We start from the raw sequence: 26,587 nt of genomic DNA, 5'->3' as shown, positions 1-26,587 counted from the left end.
CTATAGTTGACGCCCCCGGGAAGGGAAGCCCCGATCCGGTCGTGGGCGTGCAGGTGTGGCCGGTTGTGCGGACTTCAGGCCAAAGTGCGTGCGCGGGAAGGCACTTGGGGCAGCACTTGAACACGCGCTCACCATGTTCGCGGCGCTCGCGAACACCGCCGCCGCGGATGACTCCCGGGCCAACGCGTTGGGCCGGTGCACCTGCACACCCGCCGCGACGCGGACCCGGGAAGGTCGCCCGGACAGGACCTACGCGGTCACGGGTTCCAGCCGCAGCCGCCGGACCGGCCAGGGGGGCGGCTCGGCCGGGCCGAACCACACCCGTACGTCCTCCCCGGTGCGGACGGGCAAGCGGGGAAAATCGTTCTCGGCGTGCTCGGTGCGCTGCAGCGCATGGCCCGGGGACAGGTGCCGGGCGGCGTACGCGTCGAAGGCGGCCGCGTCGGGCGGCAGGCAGATCGTCGCGACCATCTCGCGAATGCCCGGCTCCGGTGCGAAGCCCGGGCCACGCAGCAGCAGGACGTCGTCGCTGTCGACCATGGTGGCATTGGCGGCGTCGCGGTGCTTCAGCCAGACCGGACCGGTGTAGAACGCCTCCAGCGCGCGCCGGCGGTGCACCATGTCGGGGAAGGCGCGCATCCAGACGAAGCGGTTCGGATCGTCCAGGTCGCGGAAACGGCTGCCGACGGTGATGCCGGCCGCCTGCTGACCGGTCACGAACTCACGCTCGAACAGGTCGATCAGCGTCTCCCGGCTTCCCGGATGCAGGGTGTACTGCCGGAATTCGACGATCCTCATACGTCTGCCCGCCCGGTGCGGGTGAAGTCCATGGTCCGGTTGAGCCCCCAGGTGCGGCCGCCGGCGGGGAACTCCTGCTCCCAAGTGCCGGGGCGCGAGCCGAGCGGCGCGGTGGGACGGCGGTCGGCCCTGTCCCGGGCGCGGTGCTGAAAGTCGAAGTCGTTCATGCGCCGCAGGTTAGGAACACTCCACTGACATCCACTGTCAGTGGATACTGGGCGGCATGCGCGCGAGCCGACTGGTCACCCTGCTTCTGCTGCTGCAGAACCGGGGCCGGATGACGGCCCGGCAGCTGGCCGAGGAACTGGAGGTCTCCGTCCGGACGGTCTACCGGGACGTCGAGGCGCTCGCCGGCGCCGGTATCCCGCTGTACGGCGACGCCGGACACGCGGGCGGCTACCGGCTGGTCGAGGGCTACCGGACCCGTCTCACCGGACTGACCGCGGACGAGGCCCAGGCCGCGTTCCTCGCCGCACTCCCCGGCACCGCCGCCGAGCTCGGGCTCGGCGAGGCGCTCGCCACCGCCCAGCTCAAGTTGCGGGCCGCCCTCCCGGCGGAGCTGCGCGAGCACGCGGGGCGGATCCAGGAACGCTTCCTCCTCGATGCACCCGGCTGGTATGGCGACGCCGACCGCACGCCCCACTTGGCCGCGGTCGCCACCGCGGTGTGGGAGCTGCGGGCAGTGGTCCTGCGCTACCGGCGCTGGCGGGCACCGGAGGAGATCGAGCGGCGGGTGGAACCGTACGGGCTGGTGCTCAAGGCGGGCCGCTGGTACCTGGTCGCCGGCGGGCCATCCGGAATCCGCACCTACCGCGTCGACCAGATCCTCGAACTCCGGCCCCTGGAAGAAGAGTCCGTCATCCCGGACGGGTTCGACCTGTCCACGCACTGGAACGGCTACGTGTCCGATTTCCGCGCCCGGCTGCACACCGGGGAGGCACGGGTGCGGCTCACCCCGGAGGGCGCCCGCCGTCTCGGTGTGACAGCCGCGGGTGACGGATGGACGGAGACCCGGGTGCCCATCGAATCGATCGACCACGCCCACGGAGAGTTCCTGCGGCTCGGCAGCGACGTCGAGGTCATGGCACCGGCCGAACTCCGCGACCGTATCGCCGAGACCGTACGGACCCTGGCCGTCCGCTACGAGGTCTGACCGCGGGCAGCGGGACCTCTCCCAACCCGGCCCGCCCCGCACCGACCTCAGCGCACCCTCAGCACGGCACCTTCCGGCCGGCGCGGCCGTGCAGCGTCAGATAGAGCCGCTGGACCGACTCCTCCGGACCCGTCTCGTATCGGTTGACCACCTTGCCCAGCGGATTCCAGACCCGGCCGTCGGGCATCCTGACTCCGATGGGCTGCCCGAAGTACTCCCGCTGCTCGGCGTCGAAATCGACCCACTTCCCGCCGGCCCTGCGCACCATCACCTCGCCGACGTACGCCCCGAGACCGCTCAGGACTTCTTGAACCTGCGCCCGTTCGGAGTGGCCACGGCGCAGCCCGTCGACGACGAAGTCGACGATCCGCAGACTGGCGACGGAGTAGTCGAGCGGCAGCCGGTTCCTCGCCGTCAGCTGCCCGACGAACCGGGTGACGTACACGCGTATGCCCTGCGCGCCGGGCATGGTGGCGAAGTCGCTGTCCATGTCTGACCCAGCGACGGCGATGCCACGACCATCACGGGGAGACCGTGTGACGGCCCTCACATCGAGCACCGTCGCCGCGTGTACGGCCTCCCCCGGTTCGGCACCGAGCTCTCTCCCTGTTTGCCGTGGGCGCGATCAGCCGATCGCGATGCGTGGATGCGCCGACGGGCTGATCCACCCCATGATCCGGTCCATCGTCGCCCGCGGCACCGAGACGCATCCCGCGGTCGCCCCGCTGCCGTTGACGTGCAGGAAGATCCCCGCTCCCCGGCCCGGCACGGCGGGCCACCTGTTGAAGTCGACGACCAGCGCCTTGGCGTACTGGGTGGGGTGGTCGACGAGGTGTTCGCTGCCGCGCTCGCCCGCCTCGGTGAGCGGGAAGTCCGCGCCCACCTCGGTGCGCATCGAGTTGTAGAACTTCGACTCCGGGTCCTGGACCCACCAGTGACTGGAGTTGACCTTCGTGTACGGCATGGCGGTACCGCTGGACTCCACGCCGAAGCCCTGGGTGATCGTGTACGTGCCGGACGGCGTGGTGTACGTGTTCTGCCGGCGGGTGGCCCCGTCGACGACACCGTTCGACCCGACGCGGCCGCTGTCGGAGATGACCGCCTTCCAGCCGGACGAGCCCTTGGACCAGGCCGTGACGGTGGCGTACGAGCCGCTCGCCTTCACCGTCACGATCTGTGTGGCGTTGCCGACGTCGACGGGCACGGGGAACTTCGGGGCGGCCGGCGCGGCGGCGGCCCCCTGCCCCGTTCCCGCCCCGTCCGCGCCGCTGCCGCCACCGGCCCGGGCGCCCGCGGTGACGGACGCCGGCGCGGAGCCCCGCGCCGACGCGGACGCGGATCCGGTGGTGGACGCGGAGGCCGAAGGCGACGCCGAGCCGGACACGGATGCGGACGGGGACGTGCTCGCCGACGGGGAGGCACCGGCTCCGTCCTTGGGCTCCCGCGCGACGTCGGCCGTGGGTGACACGAAGGACCCGGCGGAGTCGACGGCCTCCTGACTCCCGCAGGCCGACATCAGCACCACGGCACCGATGACGGACATAACCACAGAAACAGGGCGCTTCAAGGGCAGCACGAAGTGATCCTCGGGTCGTCAGGAGGGCGCGGTACATCACGGCCGCGCGACACGGCCGACCGGTTATACACGGCCGCCGCGCCCGAAAACCAGGCGACGCGCATTCACGACGTAGAGGGCATAACGGGCTACCGGGGCCCGTGGAACCGCCCTGGGATGAGCCTCGTCACGGGCCGGGTCACCCGGCGCGGCCGGCCGGCTTCCCCTGTTCGGTGTCCTGCTGGTCGACGGCCGGCGCCTGGACATCCGGCTGGTCGACACCCGACTGGTCGGCGGCCGACGGCTCCTCCGGCGCCTTGGAAGACTTCGCGGCGCCGGAGTCGTCCTTCGGAGCGCCGCCCTGCCCCGCACCGGAGCCCGGCTCCTGCCCCTGCCGCTTCTCCTGCTTCTGCCGCTCCCGCTGTTCGGAGGCGATCAGTTCCTCACACCAGGCCCGTACCGCCTCAGGACCGCCGGCCTTCTCCTCCAGGCGCGCCGCCGCCTCACTGCGGGGCGGTACGCCCTTGCGGTCCAGCGAGGCCAGATAGGCGCGGCAATGCGCGACGTCCGCCGCCGACGCCGCTCCCCCCGGCCCGCGACCGCGCCCGTCGGGACCGCCGGATGGCGACGGGAGGACCGAGGCGCCCGGCGGCCGCGTCCCTTCGGTCCCGCCGCTCCGAGCCGGGTGGGGGACGCCGGATCCGGGCTTGTCACCGCCGTCGAACGGCGAGGGGATGGTACCGGTGCCCGCCGCGACGGCCACGCCGCCCAGGGTCCCCGCGACGAGCGCCGCGACCAGGGCCCTGACGACCAGACGGCCGCGACGCCGCTCACCGTCAGGACGCCAGTCGTCCTGGCGCCGGCGTCGCCACCACGGCACGGGCACGGTGTGCAGTCCCGCGTCGCGCGCCGCGCGAAAGGCCGCGAGTGCCCGGTCCTGGGCCGCCGGACCGGGCGCACCGGGACGGCGCGCCGCCTCGAACAGCGCTTCCAGCTCTGGGGTGCGGGGCTCTTCCCGTTCCGGTCTCATGTCGTCTCGTCCTTCACCGCGCGGCGTGGTGCACGCGGCCCACCGCCCGCTTGTGCCACTCGTTCGGCCAGTCTCTTCAGCCCCCGGTGCGCGGCGGACCGTACGGCCCCGGGGCGCTTGCCCAGCACCCGCGCGGCCGCGGGCCCGTCAAGACCGACCACGACCCGCAGCAGCACGGCCTCGGCCTGGTCCTGGGGCAGACCCCTGATGAGCGCGATCGCCTGCGCGGTGGACACGGACTCCAGAGCGGCGTCAGCGGTGTCCGTCCCACCGGGGATCTCGAGCATGTCCTGCTCCAGGAGCGACGTCTGCGGACGCCGCCGCCGCTTGCGCAGATGGTCCAGCGCCCGGTGCCGGGCGATCGTAGCGGTCCAGCCTCTGAAGCCGGGACCGTCCCCGCGGAACCGGCCCAGATCGCGGGCTATCTCCAGCCAGGCCTCGGACGCCACGTCCTCGGCCTCGTCGCCGACCAGTCCCCGGAGGTAGCCGACCAGCCCGGGCTGCACCAGCCGGTACACCCGTGCGAACGCGTCCTCATCCCCCTGCTGAGCACGCGCGACGGTGACGCCGAGCTCCCCGTCGTACGCCTCCACACATCCCTCTTCGTCCGTGGCCCGGAGCAGCCGGGCCTCATCGAGGCGGCACGAGGGAACTTCCAGGAACTCCCACGGCGCCCCGGGCTCGCACGGCCGCGCGCGACGACGCGCCCAGCCGCTGAACGGACTCCTCCACTCCGCCTCGAGCCGGTCGACCACCTTACCCAGCGGATCCGACACCAGGGGCCGCGTACCCGGGACCCCGTGACACGGCGCCCCGCCCGTCAGACCTCCATGACGAGGTCGCATTCGGGACATACCAGGTCGGTGTACGCGGGGTCGTACCACGGCTCGCCGGAATTCCCGGCAGGCCGCCCCGCCGCCACCTCCATCCCGAACGTGTCCTTGCCGCACATCGTCCGCGGACCGGGAGCGTCCGGATTCCCGGGGGCGGCCGGTGCCACATGGACCCTGCGGACGTTCCTGCTCCGGTCCGCCGAGCCGCCGGCCGGCTTCGGCTTGTCGTATTCGTGCACGACGAAGTTCTCGCTCATGGTGCGACGGTATGCCGTCGGGCGCGGGCGATCGCCGACCCACGCGACGCGGGCCGGTCACCGGGCCTCCGCCGGGTTCTGCGCTACCCCCACGGTTCCCCCGAGCAGGGGGCGAGCCCGGCCTCCCAGCGCCGCTTCTGCTCACGCCAGTTGACGAAGGACGGCTCCTCCGGGAGCGCGACACTGATCGTCTCCTCCTGGAAACCGTCATCGGCGAGCAGTCTGCGCAGGAATTCGACCATGCCGAAGGAGTGGACCTGGAAGGCGGGAGACGTGTGCCGCCCGCAGACCAGCACGGGCCACCGATCGGGGTCGTCGTCCGTCGTCAGCCAGCCGTAGACGTCCGCGCCGCTGCTGAAACCCCAGGCCAGGATGGACTCCGGGGCCACGTCGAGCACCCGTCTGCCGCCGAGCATCTCCCAGGTGCCGCGGGCGTTCGCCGTCTCACCCGCCAGCCCCGATCCGTCCGAGTAGGCGTCGGGGCGCGGGACGGGCATCAGGATGCCGATCTCCTCGCTGAGCTGCCCGGCTCCGTACACCTCCATGAAGGCGACGTAGTCCGCGGGGAAACGCGTCCCCCAGATCTCCTCCATCGCGCTCCAGTCGATCAGCTCGTCCACGCCGTCCGTCTCCGGCACGAGCCGTGCGAGGTCCGCCGTCAGGGGATGTCCGCTCACCGCTGCCGCTCCTTCCCGTCACATGCCTACCGCCGTACACGCTTACTGCCAGGACGCGAGGGCCCGGCAGGTCACCCGTAGCTCTCCAGCCTGATGAACTCCAGCGGATCGTCGTCCACGTCGAAACCCGGAAACCCTTCCCACCGGAAGCGCCCCCGCAGCCACTCCAGCAGCGTGTCCGTCAGACCCATCGGCAGCGGCCCGCCCTGGTCCGCGTGCCGGGGCACCACGATCAGCGGCCAGTCGTCGGGGTCGTCGCCCTCCGTCAGCCAGCAGATCTGGTCGCCGTCGATGCTCGACGCGAACGGCAGGAAGCCGCCCTCCTCCGGCCAGACCGGAAGCGGGTTGTACTCGGGGAAGTTCGCCCGCAACCCGCGGTAGGCGTTGCGGTACCACTGTTCTGCCACGACCCCGGCGTGTCCGGTGTCCAGCGGCGCGGCCACGCGGAGCCAGCCCAGCCAGGTGCTTCCGCCGTACGTCTCCATCAGCGTGACGTACTCGGCGGGCAGCCGGGTGCCCAGCTGCTCGTACAGCCACGGCCAGTCGCGGTCGCCCAGATACGGCTTCCCGGGCGGCGGCAGCAGGTCCCGCAGCGCTTCCAGCCCTTCGCCCTCGGAGAGCGCGGTCCGGCGGCGTGCCTCGGTCTCGGCGTCGTACCTCGGCCTCGGCGGCGTCCAGGGCCGCGCCCGGGTGAGGAAAGCGGTCCGCGACAGCGTGGCGGGCAGCGGCCCCAGCTTCCCGCCGCCGGGGAGCGGCAGTCCTTCGCGCAGGAGCGCGACGAGGGTCTCCGCCAGCGGGGTCCCATAGCTGTGCCAGGGGTTCACGCCCTGGTAGACCGCGTCCTGGTGGAAGATGACGACCGGCCATGCCCCGGGGTCGTCGGACGCCGATGTGTCCCAGAACAGACAGCTGGTCGCCCGGGTCTCCCCCAGCGCCAGCAGCCCGCCCGGCTCCGGCCAGAAGGCGGGCGGCTCATGCGGAGGGACGCGTCTGGAGGCGACACGGCATCTGCGGTGGGTCGACTTCAGCCAGGAGCCGTAGTCGTGTCTGCCGTCCTGTGCACAAGGGGTGTGCAGCCAGATGAACTCGCCGATGTCGAGCGGTCCATACGCCGCGAGGGCCTTGTAGTCGGCGGGCAGCCCGACGCCGAGCCATGCCTCGACCGCGTCCCAGTCGACGGGTATGCGCTCGGGTGCCGACGCCTCCAACAGGTCACCGAGGATGGGCATTTCCACGTTCACCACCCCCTGCCACCGGGACCGGCGGCAGTGGACCGCTCGGGCGAACAGCCACGGAATGAGTCCAGCACGGAAAGTCCTTCTGCTCGTCGGACAGCGCGACCGAACAGCGCCGCGCTTCGAGTCGGCCGGTTATACAACGGCCGCGCCGCCGAAAACCAGGCACCGGACATTTCGGGCACAACGGGCCGTGCGGTGCGCCGGCCGCATCCGCGGGAATTCGCGACCGCACCCGCCGGAAAGCAGTCAGGGCCCGCCGACGGATCGGCGGGCCCTAAGGGCTGTCCCGCAACTGGCTTCGTCACTCCGGATCGGCGTAGGACACATAGTGCGGCGACGGCGCGTACCGAGTCATGGTGAACGGCTTGAACTCCTCATCCGTCAACATGCGGTGCACGAATTCGGAAGTACTCGTCCGGTAAGTGTGCCATTCCTCCGTGCAATCCGTACGCGCGACGATCGGCCAGTTCTCTGGATCCGGGTCGTTCGCGAGCCAGAAGTACTCGTACCCCTCGGCCGCTGCGCCTGCCCACCTGATGAGCCCCCCTTTACCGGGGGCGTAGATCCGATAGGGCTCGTAAACACTCTCGGACTCGGGAAATCGCTCGAGCGCGCGATTTAGCCGTCGCAGGTTGTCGATCACCTCCAGATGGCTACCACCCTTGGACGCGTAGAGATACAAAAAGCCGTTGAACTCACCCCTACCGAACACCTCGCACAACTGCTTGAAGTCCGTCGGAAGCGGCGTGCCCAGTTCCGACTCCACCGCCGGCCAGTCGACGTGCACATTTTCCGACCCACGGCCGACCGCTTCCAAGATCTGCTCGACCCACGACATTTGCAAAATTCTCCGATTTTTGCGGGGCAACCGAAGGTGGCTCCGCCCCCGAGCACGGGTCGGCACTCGGGGGCGGAGCCTCTTCTCAGTTTACCTCGGCGACCTCTTCCCCTTCATCGGGGTCAAGGTACGTTGGGTATGTTAATTGCCTTTGACTGGCCAGTGGTCAGACTGGTCCAGCTGATGGAAATACTGTCCGGGATCGAATTGTTCCCGGTGTAATTCGCATCGGACTGGTAGTAGATCGTCTCACCGGCCTTGACCCGGGCGGCGACCTCGTTTTCGAAGCTCGACATGACCGGAGAGTTCGTCTCGTTGTACAGGGGCACCAGATTACGCATGTCGGTACCGCTGCCACCAAGCTGCTTGCCGATCAAATGGCCGCGCTGAACGTAGTCGAGCCCTTGCCTGTCCGCTGTCTGGCGGCTGTAGTAGCCCTTGGGGATCTTCGACCAGTCGATCGGGAACTGGGTACGGGTACCGAAGATCTTCGACGTGACCCCCGGGAATGCCTCCGAACCGTCGTCCTTCTCGTAGTTGTAGTCACCGGCCGTCAGGCAGGCGCGCCCGCCCTGTGCCCTGCCCTGCCCGTCGAGCGGCAGGTAGTAGATCGCGCTCTGGCCCTTGCTGCAGTTGTCCTGCCTCAGAGCGAAGTCGGCGTAGGGCCGCCACTCGACGTCCTTGTCCGGAGTGGTGAGGCGTCCGAGGTTGTAGTTGTACTCCTCGCCGATCGCCGACTCACGGGACGCTGTCGACGACCCGTCGAGGTCGAAACCGAGCGTATCGAGGAAGACATAGATCGCGGTGCCGACTCCCGACGCCTTGCCGAGGAACCTCAGCGCACCGGAACCGACCTTGGACGCCGTCTTCGAGGCAGCATCGTCCACCTCATTGGCCGCGCTCTTCAGCCAGTCGCTCGCGGTATCGGCAACCTCACTGCAGATGCCGCAGTCGAAGTGTCCGTCGATCTCGACACTGCTGGACGGGTTACCGCCGCCGAAGGCGTACCGGTTTCCGGTGAACGGATCGTTGCCGAGGTTCATGTCGGCGAGTGCCCCGTTGTACATGTCCCGGGTGGTGAAACGGTTCAGGCCGGGGCTGTAGTTGCGGAAGCCCATGTCGTAGGTGCCGGAATGGGCGTCCCACCGCTTGGAGTTGAATCGGTACGGGTTGTAGGCCTCCTTCGTCGGGTCGGCGGTGTCGGGCTTGTCGATACCGGTGAAGTCGTCTTTGTCGTCCGAACCGTAGGCCGTGTAACCGTAGGTGGCCTTGGTGTCACCGTTGTTGTCGGTGAGCGTCTCGACGTCGGTGTGGCTGTTGTAGCCGTAGTAACCATCCTCCGTCGTGCCGTCGTCGTTGTGCTTGACCTGCGACAGACGCTCGCCCCACGGGCTGTACTGGTACGACTTGGTGACCTTGCCGGCGACCTCTTCACCCAGCACCTCGCCTGAGAGGCCCAGGTAGGTGAAGTCGGTCGTCTTCCCGTCCGCCGTCTTCGATGACGTGCGGTCCAGCGGGTCGAACGTGTACTTGGTCGACTTCAGCACGCCCGCGTCGTCCGCCTTCTGGGACTCCACGACGTGGTCGAAGCCGTCGTACACGCTCCGCTCGATGACCTTGCCGCCCGCAGTGACCGTCTCGAGACGGCCGAACGGGTCGTAGGTGTACTTCGAAGTCTGGCCGCCCGACGCGCCGCTCAGCAGCCGGTTGCGGTCGTAGTTGTACGTGGTCGTGGTGCCCTTGACCGTCTGGCTGATGACGTTGGCATTGTCGTCGTGGACGTAGGTGTCCGTCCCCGCGCCGTTGCCCGTCTTGACGGTCTTGGTGAGCCGGTCGACCGGGTCGTAGGTGTAGTCCGTCGTGGAGTCGAGGAACGCCGCGTGGTTGTCGGCGTTCATCTTCCTGGCGACGTCCTGCGCCTTGTTCCCGTTGGCGTCGTAGGCATAGGTGTGCGAGGCGACCAGGGTTCCGTTGGGCTTCTTCTCCGTGGTCGTCTTCACAGCTCCGTCGAGGAGGTATGTGTGGTCGACGGTGTTTCCGTTGGCCTTGGTCTCCTTCGACTTCTGCCCGCGGGCGGTGTAGGTGTACGACGACACCTTCGGCGAGGTGTCGGTCGCCGACTTGCCCACGGAGACAGTCTTGACCAGCTCACGAAGGTCGTAGGTGTATTCGGCGAACTGGTCCGGGTGCGTGACGGTATCGGTCTGGCCGTTGATGTCGTAGGTGAAGGACGTGACCTTCTTCTCCTGGCCTGCCAGCGCCTCGGTCACCTTCTGGACCTGGTTGAGGCCCGTGTACGCGACCGTGTAGGCGTCGATCTTCGCGCCGGATGAGGTGTCGTCGATCGACGTCATGTTGCCGTTGACGTCGTAGGCGTACGCGAAGGAGTTCTTCTCCGTGTCCGTCTCACCGGTGGTGTCCCGGACGAGCTTCACACCATCCGCGACGACCACGCCACTGCTGTTCTGGTCGAGCTTGAGCTTGGTGTCCTCGCCCTGCTTGAGGCTGTAGGAACCGAGCGACACCCAGGCGCCGGCGGACGCGTTCTGGTCCTTCGTGACCGACGGTTCGGTTGTCGTGCCGCGGGTCAGCGTGTACTTGGCGGCCGTCGCCGCTCCGGTCACCTTCGGGTACTTCACATACGCGGTGTAGGTGCCGTCCTTCGGGATGTGCAGTGTCCAGGTGAACGCGTCCGTGCCACTGCCCGCTGTGTGGGTGCGGTGGTCGTAGCCGTGCTGCCCGGTGAGGTTGCCCGTTGCCCAGGTACCGGTGGAGGAGACGTTCTGGGCGTCCGAATTGTCGACGAGGACCACACTCTTGCCGACCGGCACACCGTCGTCCGACTTCGACCTCAGGCTACCGTCGGCGTAGTACGACCAGGCCATGGTGCGGTCGGAAGATCCGCCCGCCGAGGTGAGCGTGCGCTTCACCTGCTGGCCCATGTCGTTGTAGTCGAACGTGGTGACGATGTCCCACGCGTCCGTAGCGGACTTGGCCCAACCGTTGTCGAAGTAGGTGTACGTGGTGTCGTTGCGGACCGTCTCACCCTCCGACGGCGGCGAGGAGCTTTTCGCCACACGGCCCACCGCGTCGTAGGTGGTCTCCGTGTAGACATCCGCCTTGTTGTGACGGGCATCGTTCGGGTCGTACGGCTGGTACTGCCGCTTCGGACGGTTCAGCTCGTCGTACGTCGTTCGTACCGCGAAGTCGTCGGCGTTGGCGGTGGCCGTGCCGCGCGGGGTGATCACCCGGGTCGTGTTGCCGACCTGGTCGTACTCGAACTTCGTCGAACGAGTCGTGGCGCCCTCACGTGGGACCTTGACCTCGGTCTTCTTGCCGCGCTCGTCGTAGGTGATGGTGGTGGTGTTGTTCTCCTTGTCCGTCGTAGAGACGACGAGGCCGTCCTTGTCGTAGGACTGCTTGGTGAAGTTGCCGGCCGCGTCAGTGACCTGTACGACCCGGTGATTCAGGTCGTACAGCGACGATGACGTGAAGTCGTCCGGGTCGGCCGTGGCGTGCTTCTTCGGGTCGACGACCTTGTTGACGTTGCCCACGTCGTCGTAGGCGTAGGTGATCCGGTGGCCCTGGGCGTTCTCGACTGCCGTGAGCTGGTAGATCGCGTCATAGGTGCTGGTCGTCAGGTGATCGGTGGCGTCCGACGTCGTCAGCGAGCCCTTGGGCTCGGTGGACGTCCTCAGGTTTCCGACCCTGTCGTAGGTGTACGTCGACGTGCGCGGATCGGTGTTGTTGTTCGCCGGTGCGGTGGCCGACACCACCTGGTCCGCCGCGTCGTAGACCGCTGTGGACACCGCGCCGTTGGGCGCGGTCGACTTGGTCACGTTGTCGTTGGCGTCGTACACGGGGGCCTGAGAGGTGATCAGCACGCCGGCGGCTTGGTCCTTCGGCACCGTGGAAACCAGCGGGCGTCCGAAGGTGTCGTACGTCTGCGTGGTCTTCTTGCCCAGCGGGTCGACGGCCTCGGTGACCTGGCCGCGCTCGTCGTACACGTACGACATCGAATTGTTCAGTGCGTCCGTGATCTTCTCCGGGTAGCCGGTCGGCCCGAACCCTGTATTGGAGGCGGAGTGGTTGTTGGCGTCGATCGCCTTGCTCAGCTGGCCGTAGGAGTCGTACTCGTACGACGTGGTGTAGTCACCGGCCGTCGTGGTGGCGACCCCCTTGGGGTCGGTAACCGTCTTCAGGTTGCCGAACGAGTCGTACCCGAACTGCCACTTGCGGCCCTCCGGAGAGGTCTTGGTGAAGATGTCCGCCGAGTAGCCGTCCAAGCGCGTCTGGTACTCGAATCTCGTCGAGTTCGCCGGATACACGCCGGGCGCGCAGTCCGAGGACGGGGGGACACCGGCCTTGTTGTTCTCCGCGTCCCTCGACCACAGGGGGTAACCGGTCTTCTGATCGAAGCAGTACGCCGTCTTCGCGCCGTTGTTCTCCTCCAAGTAGGTGACGTTGTTCTCCGCGTCCCACCCCATCTTGGTGACCTGAGAGTTGGCGTTCGTCGTCTGCACACCGCGCCCGAAGTCGTCGATGACGTACTTGGTCGCGTGCGACTCGGCGTCAGTGGCAGTGGTGTCGGTGAACTTGGTGTTCCCGGCGTTCGCGACGTAGGTGAAGCCCGTGGCGCCCTGTAGACGGTCGTTGATCGTCTTGGTCCACCAGTGGTACTTCGGGTCGTCTCCGGTCTGCGGGGCGTAGTACGCCAGCTCTGTGGCGTTGCCGCGCGGGTCGGTCGCCTTGACCAGCTTGACGTTCTTGTTCCCCTGCGTGGCGTCGTAGGTGAATCGGAAGTCCTTGGGCTGGCTGGAACCGACGCCGTCGGTGATCTGGCCGAGCAGGCCCTTGGCGGTGTAATAGAAGGCGATCTTGCGACCCGAGATGTCCGTCATGGACTTCACGTGGTCGTAGATCTTGGAGTTGGTCAGGTTCGAGCCCGTGACCTTCGCGCCCGTGTCGTTGATGTACTCGTAGGACGCATCACCCTTCTTGTAATAGTCGACGGTGAGCGACTGCCGGCCGGCCGGGTCCGTGATGTAGGCCAGGAACTTGGTCGGCTTGTTGTTGGACTTGCGCTCCTCGTAGGTGAACGTCTGCGTGTTGCCGTTCTTGTCGACCGTGGAGGTCATGTAGCCGTCGCAGCCGAACAGGAAGCGCGTGCCGTCGGGGCGCGTGAGCGTCCAGGCGTCCGGGACCGGGTCCTTGGTGGGCTTGCAGTCCAGGCCCGCCTTCATCGTGACGTTGAAGTGGACACCGGCCGGGGCCTTCCAGGTCCCGTCGGGCTGCTTACGGAAGACGTGCGTGGTGCCGTCGCCGTCCGGGAGCCGGATCTCCGTCGGGTTCGGGTTGGGGTGGAAGTCCAGCGGCGCGCCCAGCCGGATCGGTCCGGCTGCCTGGAACGACCAACCGTGACCGGCGACCGTGTCGGAGGTGTCGAGACTGTTGTATGCGAACCGGGCGAAGGTGTTGAGCCCGCGGCCGGGGTTGGCGAACGCGTTGTACGACCAGACGCTGTTGCCGGAGCCCAGGTTGTTCATGACCGTCGAGCCCGCACCGGTGTTCTTGCCCGTGTACGAGTAGAACTTCTCCAGGCCCAGCGTGTTGGAGGTCGGGTCCTCGACCCTGACGTTCTGCTTCAGCGGCGGGATGGCGCCCGTGCCCGCGGACAGCCAGGAGCCGTCGGCGACCTTCTTGATGTCCCAGCCGAGCACGTAGTCCAGGCGCTTGTTGCCCTCATCGGAGTTGATGGGCGTCTTGACCTGTGCCTGGATCGTGGCCGACTTGCCCGGCAGCAGCGCCGGGATCGCGGTGGACAGCTGGTTGCCGCCGGTGGTGACGTCCGTGCCGTCGGGCAGCTTCCAGGTGTACGACAGCTGCCGCTCACCGGCCGCCCATGCCGTCGACGTGGTGTTGGTGACCGTGAACTCGACCGTGTACTGCGAGTTCGGGGTCATACGGGCCGGGGTGGTCGGCGCGTAGTACGTGTCCTCGGTCGTCGAGTCGACGTAGATGACCTGCATATACGGCCGCAGCTGCGGGTCGGCGGCCTCGGCGGACAGGAACAGGGTGCGCTCCTGCGGGCCGGTGGCCGTCTCGTCCTTCAGCTTGACGGCGACGCCCTTGTTGTTGGCGGGGGTACGGACCCAGGACTGCATCAGTCCGGTCGCGTCCCACCAGTGGCGGCCCACCTCGTCGGTGATCTGCGGGACGGTGTCGGCGACCGCGGCGGAGAAGTCACCGCCGGCCGTGGTCCACGGCGTCGTCGAGGTCGCGTTGTTCCACGTCGCCTGGGTCTCGTTGAAGTCCCGCGTCAGCGAATGGAGTTCGTAGATCGCACCGTTGGTCGTGCTGGTGGTCTCCGCTCCCCACATGTACATCTTGTTCTCCAGCACCGTGGCGGTGGAGGGGATGTCACTGGTGGGGAACTTCAGCACGGCACGGGTCTTGCCGTAGGTGGTGGAGTTGTTGCCGACGCTCAGCCAGGTCTGGGGCAGACTCCAGGACATCAGTCCGTCGTGGTTGGCCGTAGGCAGCTGCGAGGAGAGCGTGGTGTCCGTCTGACCCGCCTGGATGATCTTCATCGTCCGGCCGGCCTTCGGGATGCCCACCACCCGGGTCGGGGACCCGAGCAGCTCGCCGCCCTTGGTCTTGACCGCGAGCTGGTAGAAGTACGACTTCCCGATCTCGCTGGAGCTGGAGTCCGGGGTCGGCACCGCCGTGGTGTCCGTGTAGGCCGTCGCGGCCTTGTCGATCGGTGCGACCAGCGTGGCCGCGGACGGGGTGAAGACCTGCTGGGTGGAGCGGTGCAGCTGGTATTCGACGATGTCGAGGTCCGTGTCACCCGTGGTGTTGGTGTACGTCGGCCAGGACAGCTCCGGGCCGGTGGAGTGCACCACGGTCGGCGAGTTCAGCGCGGCGCCGACCTTGTCGTACGTCACCGTCAGCCGCGGGTAGGTGGAGGTCTCGCCGCCGTAGCTGTTGCCGTCGGCCGCCTCGTAGCGCGGGCCGCCGGTGAGCGCGGTCGCGGACTCGTCGGTTCCCTTGATCACGAACCCGTGGTTCGCGGCCGTGCCCGACACCCACTTCTGGACCGTGTCGGTCACCGCGAACTTGTGCCACTGGTTGTACTCGCCGGTGTTCTTCACGATCGAGGCCGGGTTCACCAGCCGGATCGAGTCGGCGAGGGTACGGGTCGTGGCCGATCCGGTGTCGCCGAGCACGATCTTGCCGGCGTTGCCCTTGGAAAAGTACCGCTGGGTGGAGTCCAGGGTCTTCCACACACCGCCCGAACCGGTCTGGTTGACCGTGTAGTTGTTCGTGCCGTCCCGGTGAGTGACCGTGTAGGGCGCGGCCGTGGCCGCGTCCGCCGCCGCCGGGTAGTGCACGTCGACGCGGTACGACGCGGTCTCCGGGATCTGCGGCTGCCAGGTGTACGTCTCGCCCGTCAGCGCGTTCTTGTTGGAGGCGTAGTCGTTGTCGGTCGCCGCGCCACCCGTGGTGGTGCCGCCCGGCCACTCGCCGACCGCCGCCGTGCCCGGATCACCGTCGTCCTGCTGGACGGTGGTGCCCGACAGCTCGCCCACCAGCGCGTTGGTGTTCGTCCAGTTGGCCGTCGACTCGTCCCATGCGCCGGTCGCCCGGTAGGCGCCGATGGTGACGTCGTTGCCGTTGGTGGTGTGCGCCTGGTCGAAATACATCTCCAGGCGGGCGGTGTCGACCGTCACACCCGAAGGGATCTCTGTCAGCGGGAACTTGATCAGCGACCGGGAAGTGCCCGTGTCGGTCTTGCCCGCCGACAGCTTCCAGGTGTTGTTGAAGTTCACACCCGGCTGGTCGGACAGGATCATGGTGTCCTGGGACGCGGTCGCGTCCGGTGTGACCGTGATCGTCGGGTCGATCACCACCGGGTACTGACGCTCCTTGGCCGCCAGCCACTTCGCGTCCGGTGTGACGGTGAGCTTCCAGCCCTTGCCGCTGCGGCTGAGGGTCTGGGTGACCTTGTTGCTGTAGGTGCCGCCGGTCGGGGACAGCGGGTCCTTCGTGGCGTCCGTCATGTACGGCGCCGGGATCACCATCGCCGGGGTCTGCGGCGCCTCACCGTAGAAGGCGATCGAGCCGTCCTTGCGGGCCTTCGGCGTCAGGCCCTCGGTGTTCAGGGTGAAGGTGAACGACACCGGCTTGGCCGGGCGTTCGCCCAGGACGATGTCCTCCTTCACTTCGCCGTGCCCGACCCGGTACGACAGGTCCGCGCCCGAGACCGCGTCCTTGTAGAGGACCCGGTCGGCCTTGGCCTGCGGCGTGAGCAGCCTGGCCGCGCCCTCGAGCCCGAGGGTTACCGCCCGGCCGTCCTCCGCCTCGAAGCGCATCAGCCTGCGGGCGTCGGAACCGAACCAGCTCTTGCCGGTGTTGGTGGTGTTGGCGAAGTCGAAGCCCTTGTCCGGGCTGGTGTGCACGGTCGTCTCGACCGGCTTCCAGGACTTCCCGGACCTGTACGACGTCGGCACGGCCGTCAGCTCGGCCTCGATCCGCCCGTCCGAGAGCTGCCAGTAGCGCGCCTGCGACGTGCGCTTGCCCGTCAGCTCCTTGACCCGCTTCGCCTGCGGTAGCGCCTTGCCCTTCGGCAGCTTCTGCCGGCTGGCTATCTCCAGCTTTCCGCCGACCGGGGGCTTCGGGCCCTCGTCGTCGTCCGAGAACCAGCCCACGATGCTGTCGATGACGCCCTTGTCGTCGTCCTTCGACGCCGACGCGGGGGCCGCATAGGCGACTTGCGGCAATAGCGTACCGGCTACCGCCGACACGACAAGACAGGAGAGATATCTCCTGTACGGAACTTTCACCTCAATGCCTTTCGCATCGGCGTGCCCATCCCGCCGCATGCGAAATGGGCACGCCGAATGAGCCGTCGCGGAGGTTTCCGCCCGGCTTGGAGCAATGCGAAACAACCGCGAGAAGAAGGCAGTTCACGACTCGCGGAGATCGCGGCGGGATTTCTAACCAGCGGGCTGACGCCATGTCAACTGCCCAGACATACTGGACAATCCACAGGCAGAATGCGATGCGGTTCGCCCGTTTCCTCCGCTCGCTCGCACCGGATCTGCGGCGTGGTGTATAACCGCCCGGTTCCACGTCAGCCAATCACCGAAAGCCGGAGCCCACCCATGTCAGCGAAAGCACCATCGACAAACACGGCACCGGACAAGGAACTTACGGAGCAGAAAGCCCCGGAGACGAAAGGCCAGGGGAGTGAAGTCCCGGGGGCACCGGAGAGCGGGCGCGGCGAGAACTCCCCCGACCGGCGTGGCCTGTTGATCGCCGCCGCCGTGCTGCTCGCCTGCGGCGGGCTCGTCGGATACGGCATCCTCAGCACGCCGGAGCCGCCGAAGCCCCGCGCGGTCCCGACGGCCGAGGTGACCTACGAGGTCACGGGGTCGGGCAGGGCGGAGATCTCGTATCTCGCCCGCAGCGAGTCCGGCGCGGCAACGGTGGAGAAGGACGTCACGCTCCCCTGGAAGAAGTCGGTCCAGGTGCCTCTCGGCAAGGCTCCCACCGTCGGCGTCGTCCTCGACGGCAAGGGCGGACAGGCGTCCTGCACGCTCGCCATCCGCGGCAAGCACGTGCAACGGGCCACGGCCATGGGCGCGTTCGGGCGTACGACCTGCACGGGGGCACTGCCCGCCGCCGGCTGACCACAAAACGGTTCACCAAGGCCCCCGCGTGCGGTACGGGCTCGCCCCGCCCCACCCCCGTGAGGGCAGGGCGAGCCCGGTGATCGGGCGCGCGGTCCACGAAGGGACACGGGCGACCGGGCATGGTGGGAAGAAGCGTCGCGGACATGTCCGCCGCACCGGTCAACAACGGGCGGTGGCAACGAACTTGGGTACGGGCAGGGTCAGCTCACGGCAGGGTTGATCCTGCTGCACCAAGCCGAAGACTGTCAACAATCGTTGAATCAAACGATGGATGCGCCGTTGCCCAGGGCTCTTCTTCCGCATATCTGTCACAGTTGTGTCGGTGAGCGGGTGACGCAGGGCCTGAGCGACCGATAACCTTCCGGCAGGCCCGCGCATGCGGCCGGAACTGCCTACCGACCAGGAGACTCCCCCGCATGGAAGCCGCTGCTGCCGCTCAGGTCGATGAGCTCGCCGCGGCTGTCGGAGCGATCGACGAGTTGCTCAGGGGGCTGGGCCTGGACCGGAGCGCGATCGACATCGGCAAGGTCTCGCACGAGACGGGCATCGCCGCCGACCGGATACACGCTCTCCTCGACGGCAGGGAAGTAGAGGCCGAAGACGTCCATGAGATCTTCCAGCAGCGCCTCGTCTTCCTCAGATCCACACGCCTCAAGCCCGACGGCAAGCAGTTCACACTCGACGAGATCGGCGCCGGAGCCGGGATCTCCCACGGAGCGGTGGGCTATCTGCTGAAGGGCCAGCGCAGTCCCGGGCTTGCAGTCCTCGCCAACCTGGAAGCGTTCTTCGGGGTTCCGCCCGGCTTCTTCACCGCCACCGACCGCCAGGCACTCCTCAGGGCCCTGGTCCCCATCCACGAGCAATTGACCCACCTCGCCCTCATCCAGGGCAAGGGCATCTCCCAGCTCGCGATGCGAAGCAGTCTGGCGCACACAGGACAGGACACGATCGGCCTGGAGCTGCGAGAGGCACTCGCCATCGCACTGAACCAGGAAGACGATCCGGAGGTGCGCGCCCTCACCGACCAGGTGCGGTCATTGCCGTCCAGGAGCAGGAAGCGGATCCTTCCCCTGATCTGGGGCGTGCTCGGGCTGGTCCGGCCGGACGGCGACGGGCCGGACGCCGACTCCTCCACCCGGTCCTGACTCCGGACCGGCCTCTGCGGAGACGCTCCCGGCACTGGTGCGCCGACACTGGCATTCCTGCTGCGAAGTTCATCCGCTATGCCCACTCTTGCGCCGCGCCTCTTTCGGAACTGCCCGATCTGGAGGGCTTCTTGACTCGAAGCCACGTATAAGATCGACCAGCCTTCTGACGGTGACTCGTCTCGAAGACGCGTACGGACGCGAGTGACCGGGAGAACCATTCCTCGGCAACCCCTACGCGGTCTGTGAGCTGCGAGTTGCTCAAGTCGCCACCCGAGGAGAGCACATGGAGAGGGTTCGGAGGGAATTGACGGTTGCGGGATTCGGCGCGGTTCCTGCCGCCGTCCACACGGCGGAGATAGGCCACTCACTGAGTCATGGATGAGCCCACGAGCAACAAGTCCCCATCAGACGGCGGCCATTCATCCGAGCCGGTGGATCGCCGGTGGCGCCGTGACGCGAGATCTCTCCTGGCGTCCACGCGGGAACAATTGTCCATCTCCGCCGCAACATGGTCGATGTCACGACTCATCCGCCGCGACCTGAGACTGTCGGGCGTTCGCAGACTGCAGGATCTCGTCGACACGGTGGCGGAACGCCGCGGCAAACCCATCACGCTCACCGAAGCTCCCCTACCGCGCCAGGTCTCGGCCTTCTGTGCCCGCGGCCGCGAACGGGACTACATCGTCGTCGACGCCAACGCGAGCGAACTGACCAGGCTCCATGCGAGCCTGCACGAACTCTGGCACCTGTGGGAGGAGCACCCCTCGGAGGACGAAACGCACCAGCCTCTGATGGAGGACACCGTGCGGCAGCTGCTGCCCGGTCTCAATCCGGGGCCGGTGCTCCAGGTCCTCACCAGGTCCCACTACGACAACGTCCACGAAAGACGCGCGGAGGCCTTCGCCACCGTGATGCTCCAGCGGCACTTGCAACTGCGGAGCGATCAGGGAAACGCGGGGTTCCTGACCTCGGTCCTCACACACAGGAGATCGGGTGTCTGAGAGCGTCTCAAACATCGTCTACCTGGTCATCGCCGCTCTGAGCCTCATCCTCGCGAGCTGGAAGTTCCTGGCTCTGCTGCGTGACCCCACGCCCACGCTGGCGCTGATCGTGTCCGCCAACACGATTTCCTGTGCGAACTTCGCACTGGCCTCTCCCACCGTGTACCGGATCGTGGGAGAGGCCACCGGCCGGCCCAGCTTCGCCACCTTGCCGGTCTACGTCGGCATCCTGGCGAGTTTCGCCCACCTCCATCTGCTCACGCTCCTGTGGAATCCGCAGATGCAGCAGTCCAAGGGGGTGCTCCGCCGACGGGTCGCCCTCTGGGCCGTGACCTACGCGGTCGCCGCGGTCTCGATGATCATCCTGTTTCTGTCGGCCGATCTGTCCGCGGAATCGGATCCGCTCAAGTTCAACACCGTGTACGCGCAGGATCCTCTGATCCTCACGTTCCTGACCGTGTTCCTGTGCACGCTGACCACCAGCACCCTGAACACGTTCCGGCAATGCCGCAGGATTCGGGTCGCCGACCCTCAGGTACAACATTCCCTGACGTCCTTCGCGATCGCGATGCTGTTCCTTTTCGGGTACGTGGTGTGCGGAGTCCCCGCGATCGCCGCAGCCGCACTGGGCAACCACGCACTCGACCAGGTCGGAGTCATCGGATCCACGTTCGGCTCCATCGGCGCATTGATCGCGTACTACGGTCTCTCCGGAGCTGTCGTCGGCGCGTGGCTGCGAGAGCGCCGGGACATCAAGACGTTGCAGCCCCTGTGGGACCTGGTGGTAGGCAAAGTGGACCAGGACCTCGCCTTCGGTGCGAACAGCTCCCGGAACCACCATCCGACGGCCAATGTGAGCTTCAACCTTCACCGGCGCATCATCGAGATCCTCGACGGGATCCGCGCGCTGCGCCCGTGGGTGTCAGCCGAACCGCTCGACGCCGTCCGCGTCCTCCAGGAGAGCCTGGACCCTGCTCAGCGTCTGCCCGCCGCTGAACTCGAAGCACTCGCCACCGCGGCGGTCCTTCGTGACGCGGTCGAGCGCCTTCAGCACGCACGGCGCGTGGCGGTCGGCGGCCGCGTCGCCGAGCCCGACGGCCCTCCACCTCCCCTGCCGGGCGAAAGCACTCCTGCCGGCCGTGAACGAGAGCGTCTGCTCCGAGTCGCGAGGGCCCTCGGCCACCCGTTCATGGCGGAAATCCCAGCTCCGGGCCTGCCCGCCCCCGCAGGAGACGTTCCCGGCCGTGAGCCATAGGGGGCAGGACCGCTACCCAGGGGGCCGGCGGCGAAGACAGACCGTGCGAACACGGCGACACGCCAGATCCAGTGGTTCGGAGGAAGTACCAACGTGATCGTGACCACATGGTCGGACACCCTCGACCGGGCGGGCATCGAGGAGCCCTCACACCGACGCGACTACAGCGAGGAGCGTCGCACGGTGGCTCGCTTCGCGAGAGCCGAGTACACAGCGGTCAGGCTGCTGCTGCCCCCTGCTCTCGTACCGGACGTCATCGCCGCCACCGCCTTCATGCACGTCACTGACGACCGCATCGATCAGGGCCCTCTCGAGCAGCGTCTCACGGCGCTTTCCGACTGGGACGGGCGCGTACGGGCAGCGTTGGACGGCGGATCAGCCGGCCTGCCGGTTCTGCGAGCCCTGCTCCACACCGTCACCAGGCACCCGCAGTTGCGAAGCCATGTCGAGAGCTTCCTCGACGGCGCTCCCGCCGAGGTGACATGCGAAGGCTTCGCCACCGAAGCCGACTTCCAGCGCTACGTCGACGCCTACTCGCATCCTGCCTTCATGCTCATAGCCTGCCTGCTCGCGCCCCCGTCGGCAGCAGACGAGTACTCGGGTGCGTGCCGCACGTTCATCGAGTCGAGCCAGCGCCTCGACTTCCTGGAAGACATTGCGGAAGACCTGCGAAACGGACGCCTCGGCATACCGCAAGAGGCACTCGACCAGCATGGCGTCACACGGAGGGAACTCCATGACGGCAACGGCTCCGGGCGTATCGGTGAACTCATCGAGCAGCAGGCCGCGCGGATCCGCCCAGGGCTGACCGCGTCGCGTGAACTCACGACTTTCGTGGAGCCGGCGAGCCGGCCGTTCATCCGCGCTTTCGTGGCTCTCCAGGAAGCACGGCTGTCCGCGTTGGAGAAGAAAGGACCGGCGCTTACCGAAAGCGCTCCGAGGACGCCCGTCGTCGCAGCCATCCGCATTCTGGCCCGGGAGTACCGCTCCGTACGTCGGGGTGGACGAGCCGGCGGCCACCCCGACCACCGCGACCGTTGACCCCGGTCATCGCACCGGCCGACGCTTCAACCGCTGCGCGAGTACGGCTTTGGTCACGGCGAGGACAAAGCCCGGGCTCCGCATGGAACGCGGGTGACTGATCATATGGGCGACATCAAGGAACTGCCTGTTCACCTTGGCGTCCGTGACGGTCGCCTCGGAGACGAGCCGGCCCAGTTGCTTCGTGATTCCGTATCCGCGGGGGTACGGGCCGTCGACATGAGGCTGGGCCAGGTCGCGCAGCGTGGAGACCTGCCAGGCGGCATCGACGAATACGCCGACATCGCGGAAGTACCCTCTGGCGGGCTCGTGAGGTGACGCACAGCGCTCCAGATGCCTGGCAAGACAGAATGCGTGCAGGACGGCCGACGTCATGCCCTGGCCGTAGACGGGGTTGAAACTGGCGACGGCGTCTCCCGCGACCACAAGTCCCCCCGGCAGCCGGTCCATCACGTCGTAGTGATGCCGTCGGCTGTCGACCATGCGGTACGTGGACACGTCGCCGAGCATCTCGCATCGTGCCGCGACCTCTCCGAAAGGTGCGGCCTGAAGTTCCTTGCAGCGCTGGAGGAACTCCTCGCGATCGCGACTCGGTCTCCTTGAGGCGTAGTTCGCGATGACGACCATCCATCGACGGCCTTCCACCTCTGCCATGGCTCCGGTATCCGGCTGGCCGTCCCCCACCACAGCGCTGCCGGGCAGGGAATGGACCACCTTCACGTCCGGGAGCTCATCACCACGCCTGAACAGAGCAGTGGCGTATCCGAGGTCAATGGCCATGGTCTCGGTCTCCGGCGCCTGCCGGCCCTGTTCCTCGAGCCACTGGGGCATGCGGCTGTTGCGGCCTGTGGCGTCCACGACAAAGTCGGCGTGCAATATCCGGCGCTCGCCGGACTCGCCCGCTCCGTGCCTCGGCTCGTAGAGGACGCCACTCACCCGGTCCGGCCGATGGGGATCGTCGAGCGCGATTCCGACGGCCCGGCCTCGAAGCGTCTGAACGTTTCCGACGCTCAGAGTTCGCCGCCGAATATGGGACTCGATCAGCTCGCGTGTGGCGCCGATGAGTTCGTATCCCGATACCGGCACTTTCATTACGCCGTCGGCATATTGACGCAGCTGCTCATCGGCTCCCAGGACCGCACCGGCTTCCAGGATTTCCTGTGAGAGACCTGGAAACCACCGGTCGGTCTGGACACGTCCCATATGGAGAAGCGCATGGAGCTGAGGAGTCTGCGGCACGCCACGACGCACCGCCCCTGGCACATCGAGGTCGTCGGACTCCACGATCGTCACTTTGCGGAAGTGCTCACTCGCCACCCGAGCCGCCATAAGACCCGCAATGCTTCCCCCGACAACGACAGCATGGCTCATACCGCATCCCCTCGACGCATCACCGCTACGGTGCGGTAACGCTAACGCCTGCCGGAAGCCCCGAGGATTCGGCCCTGGCGGCCACCGCCCAGGACCCCTTACCCCGGCACCGCGCCGTACCAGCGCCAGGACTCCCGCCGGTCGTAGCCCGGCAGTTCGCCGCGGCCCGTCGCCCACAGCAGGGTGGGCCAGCGGTCCGTGTCCGAGGGCGCGTCGGGGAACAGGCGGGCGAGGACCCGGCCGCACAGTCCGGCCGGGGGGTTCCAGGGCAGGCCGAGGCCCTGGGCGATGTCATGGGTGTGGACGAGGGTCTCGACGACGCCCATCGCCGCGAAGCCCTCCGGGTCCGACACCCCGTAACCGTGGTGGGCCCGCGTCTCGGGCGATGCCGTGCGGACCATCGCGGTGAGCATCGCCCCGCACGCCTCCAGCACCATCAGCAGCCCGGCCGGGCCGGCGGCGCGGTCGGCGAAGGTCACGTTCGCCGGTCCACCCTCTCGGCGCTTCACCCAGTCGAAGGGCACGTCGCCGTCCAGCGGGGGCGCCTCCGGGCCGAGCTGGGCGCCGTACGCGAAGAGGTCGTCGGCGAGGTGCTCGACCGTCTCCCAGCACGTCCACTCCAGGGTCCCGGCCTTCGTCTCCCAGTCGCCGCCGAGACCGGCCCGCAGGGCCGTGAGCGCGAGTCGCACGGCGTGCTGGACGTCGTCCGGGGAGACGGGCGTGCGTGTCGATACGTGATCTCCGGCCATGCCGGGACCGTATCAACGACATCACCCGAACAGCAGTCGGGACGTACGCCGATAGCCCGTCAATCACCTCCTCATTTCGGGCGATCAACGGAGCGGTCAGGGCCGGGTCGCGCCGCTGCCGGGACTTGCGTACGTAAGCTCGCGCGCCATGACCAGCCGCGTCCCGATGCGCTCACGCAGTGCCGTACTCGCCGCCGCCCTTGCCGTGGGACTCCCGCTCACGGGGCCCACGACATCCGCCGTGCCCGCTTCCACGACGGGTGCGCAAGCCGGTTCCACGCCCGACGCGCGGGCCGGCGACGTCCACAGCGTCCCCGTGCCCGCCGGAGACGACCCGGCGTTGCAGAACCTCCCCGCACGCACCACACAGCCGTTCAGCCTGATCGGCCTGACCTGGAACGATCCTCGCGCCGAACTGGGCGGCACGGTCAAGGTCCGTGCCCGGGACAGCCGTACGGGGGTCTGGTCCGAGTGGCGGGCGCTCGACGACGACATCGGTGCGCCCGAGCCGGGTCCGGAGCGGTCGGGCGTCGCGCTGCGCGGCGGGACGTCGCCGTTGTGGACCGGGCCGTCCGACGGGATCCAGCTGCGGGCACAGGGCCAGGCGCTGCCGAAGGGCCTGCGGCTCGAGCTGATCGACCCCGGGGAGGACGACAGGGCCTCGGTGCCGGTGTCGCCGCTGCCGTCGCCGCCTCAGCCGTTCCCCTTGCCGTCGGCGCCTCAGTCGTTCCCCTTGCCGTCGGCGCCTGCCTCGCCGCTGTCACCCACCTTGCCGCTGTCGCCGGCCTCTCCGTCCCCGACCGCGGGTGCACAGGTCCAGGCCGTGGCCCCGAGGCCGCCCGTCGTTCCCCGTTCGGGCTGGGGCGCGGACGAGTCGCTCGTCGAGGAACCGCCCCGGTACAACCAGACCACGAAGGCGGTGTTCGTCCACCACACCGCGGGCTCGAACAACTACACCTGTGCCCAGTCGCCCTCGATCATCCGGGCCATCTTCCGCTACCACGTGGTGAGCCAGGGCTGGAACGACATCGGCTACCACTTCCTCGTCGACAAGTGCGGCAAGATCTTCGAGGGCCGGGCCGGCGGTATCGACCGCCCCGTACAGGGCGCCCACACCCTCGGGCTCAACGTCGACACCAGCAGTGTCTCGGTGCTGGGCGACTACATGACCGCAACCACCGTCCCGGCCGTCCGCAAGGCGGTCGCCTCGGTCGCCGCCTGGAAGCTCGGGCTCTACCGTCAGGACCCCTCGGGGAGCGTCACGCTCACCGTGTCCACGAACAACGGCAAGTACCGGGCGGGGCAGCGGGTCAGCCTCCGCCGGATCTCGGGCCATCGCGACGGCTCCGCAACCGACTGCCCGGGTGACAAGCTGTACGCCAAGCTGCCCGAGATCCGTGCGCTGGCCGCGGCCATGGCCGCCGGACTGAACCCGGCGCAGACGGTGCAGAACACGGGCGCGGCGGCCCCGGGCACAAGCGCGGCCATGGGCGCGGACGTCCAGGTGGCGACCGGAGACTTCGACGGTGACGGCTTCGAGGACGCCGTACTCTCCGTGCACACGCAGACGGGCGCTCTGTCCCTCGTCCTGCTCAAGGGCACCGCGAACGGTTTCGGGACCGGTTCCCCAGCGACCCTCTACGGGGCGGGCGGACAGGCCATCGCCGCCGGCGATCTGAACGGCGACGGATTCGCCGACCTGGCCGTTGCCAGCGCCCGGGTCATCGCCACCTTCCACGGCTCGGCCACAGGACTCACCACCACGGGCGCGCCGACGCTGGACGGTCCGTGGACTCTCGGCACGTCGTTCACGGCGCGGGACACCGACGGCGACGGATACGCGGAGCTCGTGGCCGACGGGACGGTCCTGGCGAAGGGCGGACGCGACGGGGCGGTCGCGTCACGGAGGTGAACCGGCCGGCCGGGCACGTCAACGAGCCCGGCC

Annotated in this window: 20 protein-coding genes; 7 read left to right on the top strand and 13 right to left on the bottom strand. The window is 68.1% G+C overall.

Annotated features, from left to right (window positions below):
* Window positions 1-249: 249 nt before the first annotated feature.
* Both ACTWOL_RS23190 and ACTWOL_RS23185 read right to left on the bottom strand, forming a co-directional pair.
* On the bottom strand, window positions 250-798 hold the full coding sequence (locus tag ACTWOL_RS23190; protein WP_474298675.1) for an NIPSNAP family protein: 549 nt from the start codon (window positions 796-798) through the stop codon (window positions 250-252).
* On the bottom strand, window positions 795-965 hold the full coding sequence (locus tag ACTWOL_RS23185) for a hypothetical protein (protein WP_474298674.1): 171 nt from the start codon (window positions 963-965) through the stop codon (window positions 795-797). Before ACTWOL_RS23185 ends, ACTWOL_RS23190 begins: the two co-directional genes overlap by 4 nt.
* A gap of 56 nt (window positions 966-1,021) precedes the next feature.
* Here ACTWOL_RS23185 and ACTWOL_RS23180 point away from each other — a divergent pair, with 56 nt between their 5' ends.
* Window positions 1,022-1,951, top strand: a complete 930-nt coding sequence (locus tag ACTWOL_RS23180; RefSeq protein WP_474298673.1) for a helix-turn-helix transcriptional regulator — start codon at window positions 1,022-1,024, stop codon at window positions 1,949-1,951.
* A gap of 58 nt (window positions 1,952-2,009) precedes the next feature.
* Here the strand turns inward: ACTWOL_RS23180 and ACTWOL_RS23175 are convergent, their stop codons facing one another.
* From ACTWOL_RS23175 to ACTWOL_RS23135, 9 genes are all read right to left on the bottom strand, one after another.
* Window positions 2,010-2,441, bottom strand: a complete 432-nt coding sequence (locus ACTWOL_RS23175; protein WP_474298672.1) for a hypothetical protein — start codon at window positions 2,439-2,441, stop codon at window positions 2,010-2,012.
* Window positions 2,442-2,576: 135 nt separating this feature from the next.
* Window positions 2,577-3,494, bottom strand: a complete 918-nt coding sequence (locus tag ACTWOL_RS23170) for a L,D-transpeptidase family protein (RefSeq protein ID WP_474298671.1) — start codon at window positions 3,492-3,494, stop codon at window positions 2,577-2,579.
* A gap of 211 nt (window positions 3,495-3,705) precedes the next feature.
* Window positions 3,706-4,536: a hypothetical protein gene (locus tag ACTWOL_RS23165; RefSeq protein ID WP_474298670.1), complete on the bottom strand. Its 831-nt coding sequence runs from the start codon at window positions 4,534-4,536 to the stop codon at window positions 3,706-3,708.
* Complete coding sequence (locus ACTWOL_RS23160; protein WP_474298669.1) at window positions 4,533-5,312, bottom strand: RNA polymerase sigma factor; 780 nt, start codon at window positions 5,310-5,312, stop codon at window positions 4,533-4,535. Before ACTWOL_RS23160 ends, ACTWOL_RS23165 begins: the two co-directional genes overlap by 4 nt.
* A 44-nt stretch (window positions 5,313-5,356) precedes the next feature.
* Entirely contained in the window at window positions 5,357-5,626 is a 270-nt protein-coding gene (locus ACTWOL_RS23155) for a hypothetical protein (protein ID WP_474298668.1), read from the bottom strand.
* A gap of 83 nt (window positions 5,627-5,709) precedes the next feature.
* Complete coding sequence (locus ACTWOL_RS23150) at window positions 5,710-6,303, bottom strand: SMI1/KNR4 family protein (protein WP_474298667.1); 594 nt, start codon at window positions 6,301-6,303, stop codon at window positions 5,710-5,712.
* A gap of 71 nt (window positions 6,304-6,374) precedes the next feature.
* Window positions 6,375-7,532: an SMI1/KNR4 family protein gene (locus ACTWOL_RS23145; RefSeq protein WP_474301239.1), complete on the bottom strand. Its 1,158-nt coding sequence runs from the start codon at window positions 7,530-7,532 to the stop codon at window positions 6,375-6,377.
* Between the two features lie 310 nt (window positions 7,533-7,842).
* Complete coding sequence (locus ACTWOL_RS23140) at window positions 7,843-8,379, bottom strand: SMI1/KNR4 family protein (protein ID WP_474298666.1); 537 nt, start codon at window positions 8,377-8,379, stop codon at window positions 7,843-7,845.
* 122 nt (window positions 8,380-8,501) lie between these two features.
* Window positions 8,502-17,186 carry a golvesin C-terminal-like domain-containing protein gene (locus tag ACTWOL_RS23135; RefSeq protein ID WP_474298665.1) on the bottom strand — a complete coding sequence of 2,895 codons (8,685 nt, stop codon included), beginning with the start codon at window positions 17,184-17,186 and terminating at the stop codon, window positions 8,502-8,504.
* 360 nt (window positions 17,187-17,546) lie between these two features.
* On the opposite strand from ACTWOL_RS23135, the gene ACTWOL_RS23130 reads away from it, so the two are divergent.
* The 5 genes from ACTWOL_RS23130 (at window position 17,547) to ACTWOL_RS23110 (ending at window position 22,522) form a co-directional block, all read left to right on the top strand.
* Window positions 17,547-18,074, top strand: coding sequence for a hypothetical protein (locus ACTWOL_RS23130; protein WP_474298664.1), 528 nt, complete (start codon window positions 17,547-17,549; stop codon window positions 18,072-18,074).
* Between the two features lie 419 nt (window positions 18,075-18,493).
* Entirely contained in the window at window positions 18,494-19,222 is a 729-nt protein-coding gene (locus ACTWOL_RS23125) for a helix-turn-helix domain-containing protein (RefSeq protein ID WP_474298663.1), read from the top strand.
* Window positions 19,223-19,740: 518 nt separating this feature from the next.
* Window positions 19,741-20,226: a hypothetical protein gene (locus tag ACTWOL_RS23120; RefSeq protein ID WP_474298662.1), complete on the top strand. Its 486-nt coding sequence runs from the start codon at window positions 19,741-19,743 to the stop codon at window positions 20,224-20,226.
* Window positions 20,219-21,481, top strand: coding sequence for an MAB_1171c family putative transporter (locus ACTWOL_RS23115; protein WP_474298661.1), 1,263 nt, complete (start codon window positions 20,219-20,221; stop codon window positions 21,479-21,481). The genes ACTWOL_RS23120 and ACTWOL_RS23115 overlap by 8 nt, the downstream gene beginning before the upstream one ends.
* A gap of 99 nt (window positions 21,482-21,580) precedes the next feature.
* On the top strand, window positions 21,581-22,522 hold the full coding sequence (locus ACTWOL_RS23110; protein ID WP_474298660.1) for a squalene/phytoene synthase family protein: 942 nt from the start codon (window positions 21,581-21,583) through the stop codon (window positions 22,520-22,522).
* Between the two features lie 6 nt (window positions 22,523-22,528).
* On the opposite strand, the gene ACTWOL_RS23105 is transcribed toward ACTWOL_RS23110, so the two are convergent.
* Both ACTWOL_RS23105 and ACTWOL_RS23100 read right to left on the bottom strand, forming a co-directional pair.
* Window positions 22,529-23,893 (bottom strand): FAD-dependent oxidoreductase, encoded by a 1,365-nt coding sequence (locus tag ACTWOL_RS23105; RefSeq protein ID WP_474298659.1) that lies wholly within the window; start codon window positions 23,891-23,893, stop codon window positions 22,529-22,531.
* 98 nt (window positions 23,894-23,991) lie between these two features.
* Window positions 23,992-24,642 carry a maleylpyruvate isomerase N-terminal domain-containing protein gene (locus ACTWOL_RS23100; protein ID WP_474298658.1) on the bottom strand — a complete coding sequence of 217 codons (651 nt, stop codon included), beginning with the start codon at window positions 24,640-24,642 and terminating at the stop codon, window positions 23,992-23,994.
* A gap of 148 nt (window positions 24,643-24,790) precedes the next feature.
* On the opposite strand from ACTWOL_RS23100, the gene ACTWOL_RS23095 reads away from it, so the two are divergent.
* Complete coding sequence (locus tag ACTWOL_RS23095) at window positions 24,791-26,554, top strand: FG-GAP-like repeat-containing protein (RefSeq protein ID WP_474298657.1); 1,764 nt, start codon at window positions 24,791-24,793, stop codon at window positions 26,552-26,554.
* Window positions 26,555-26,587: the final 33 nt, after the last annotated feature.

The organism is Micromonospora sp. IBHARD003 (genome assembly GCF_056106285.1).
Note: the sequence above shows the minus strand (reverse complement) of the source record. Positions and strands in the feature narration are given on the sequence as shown.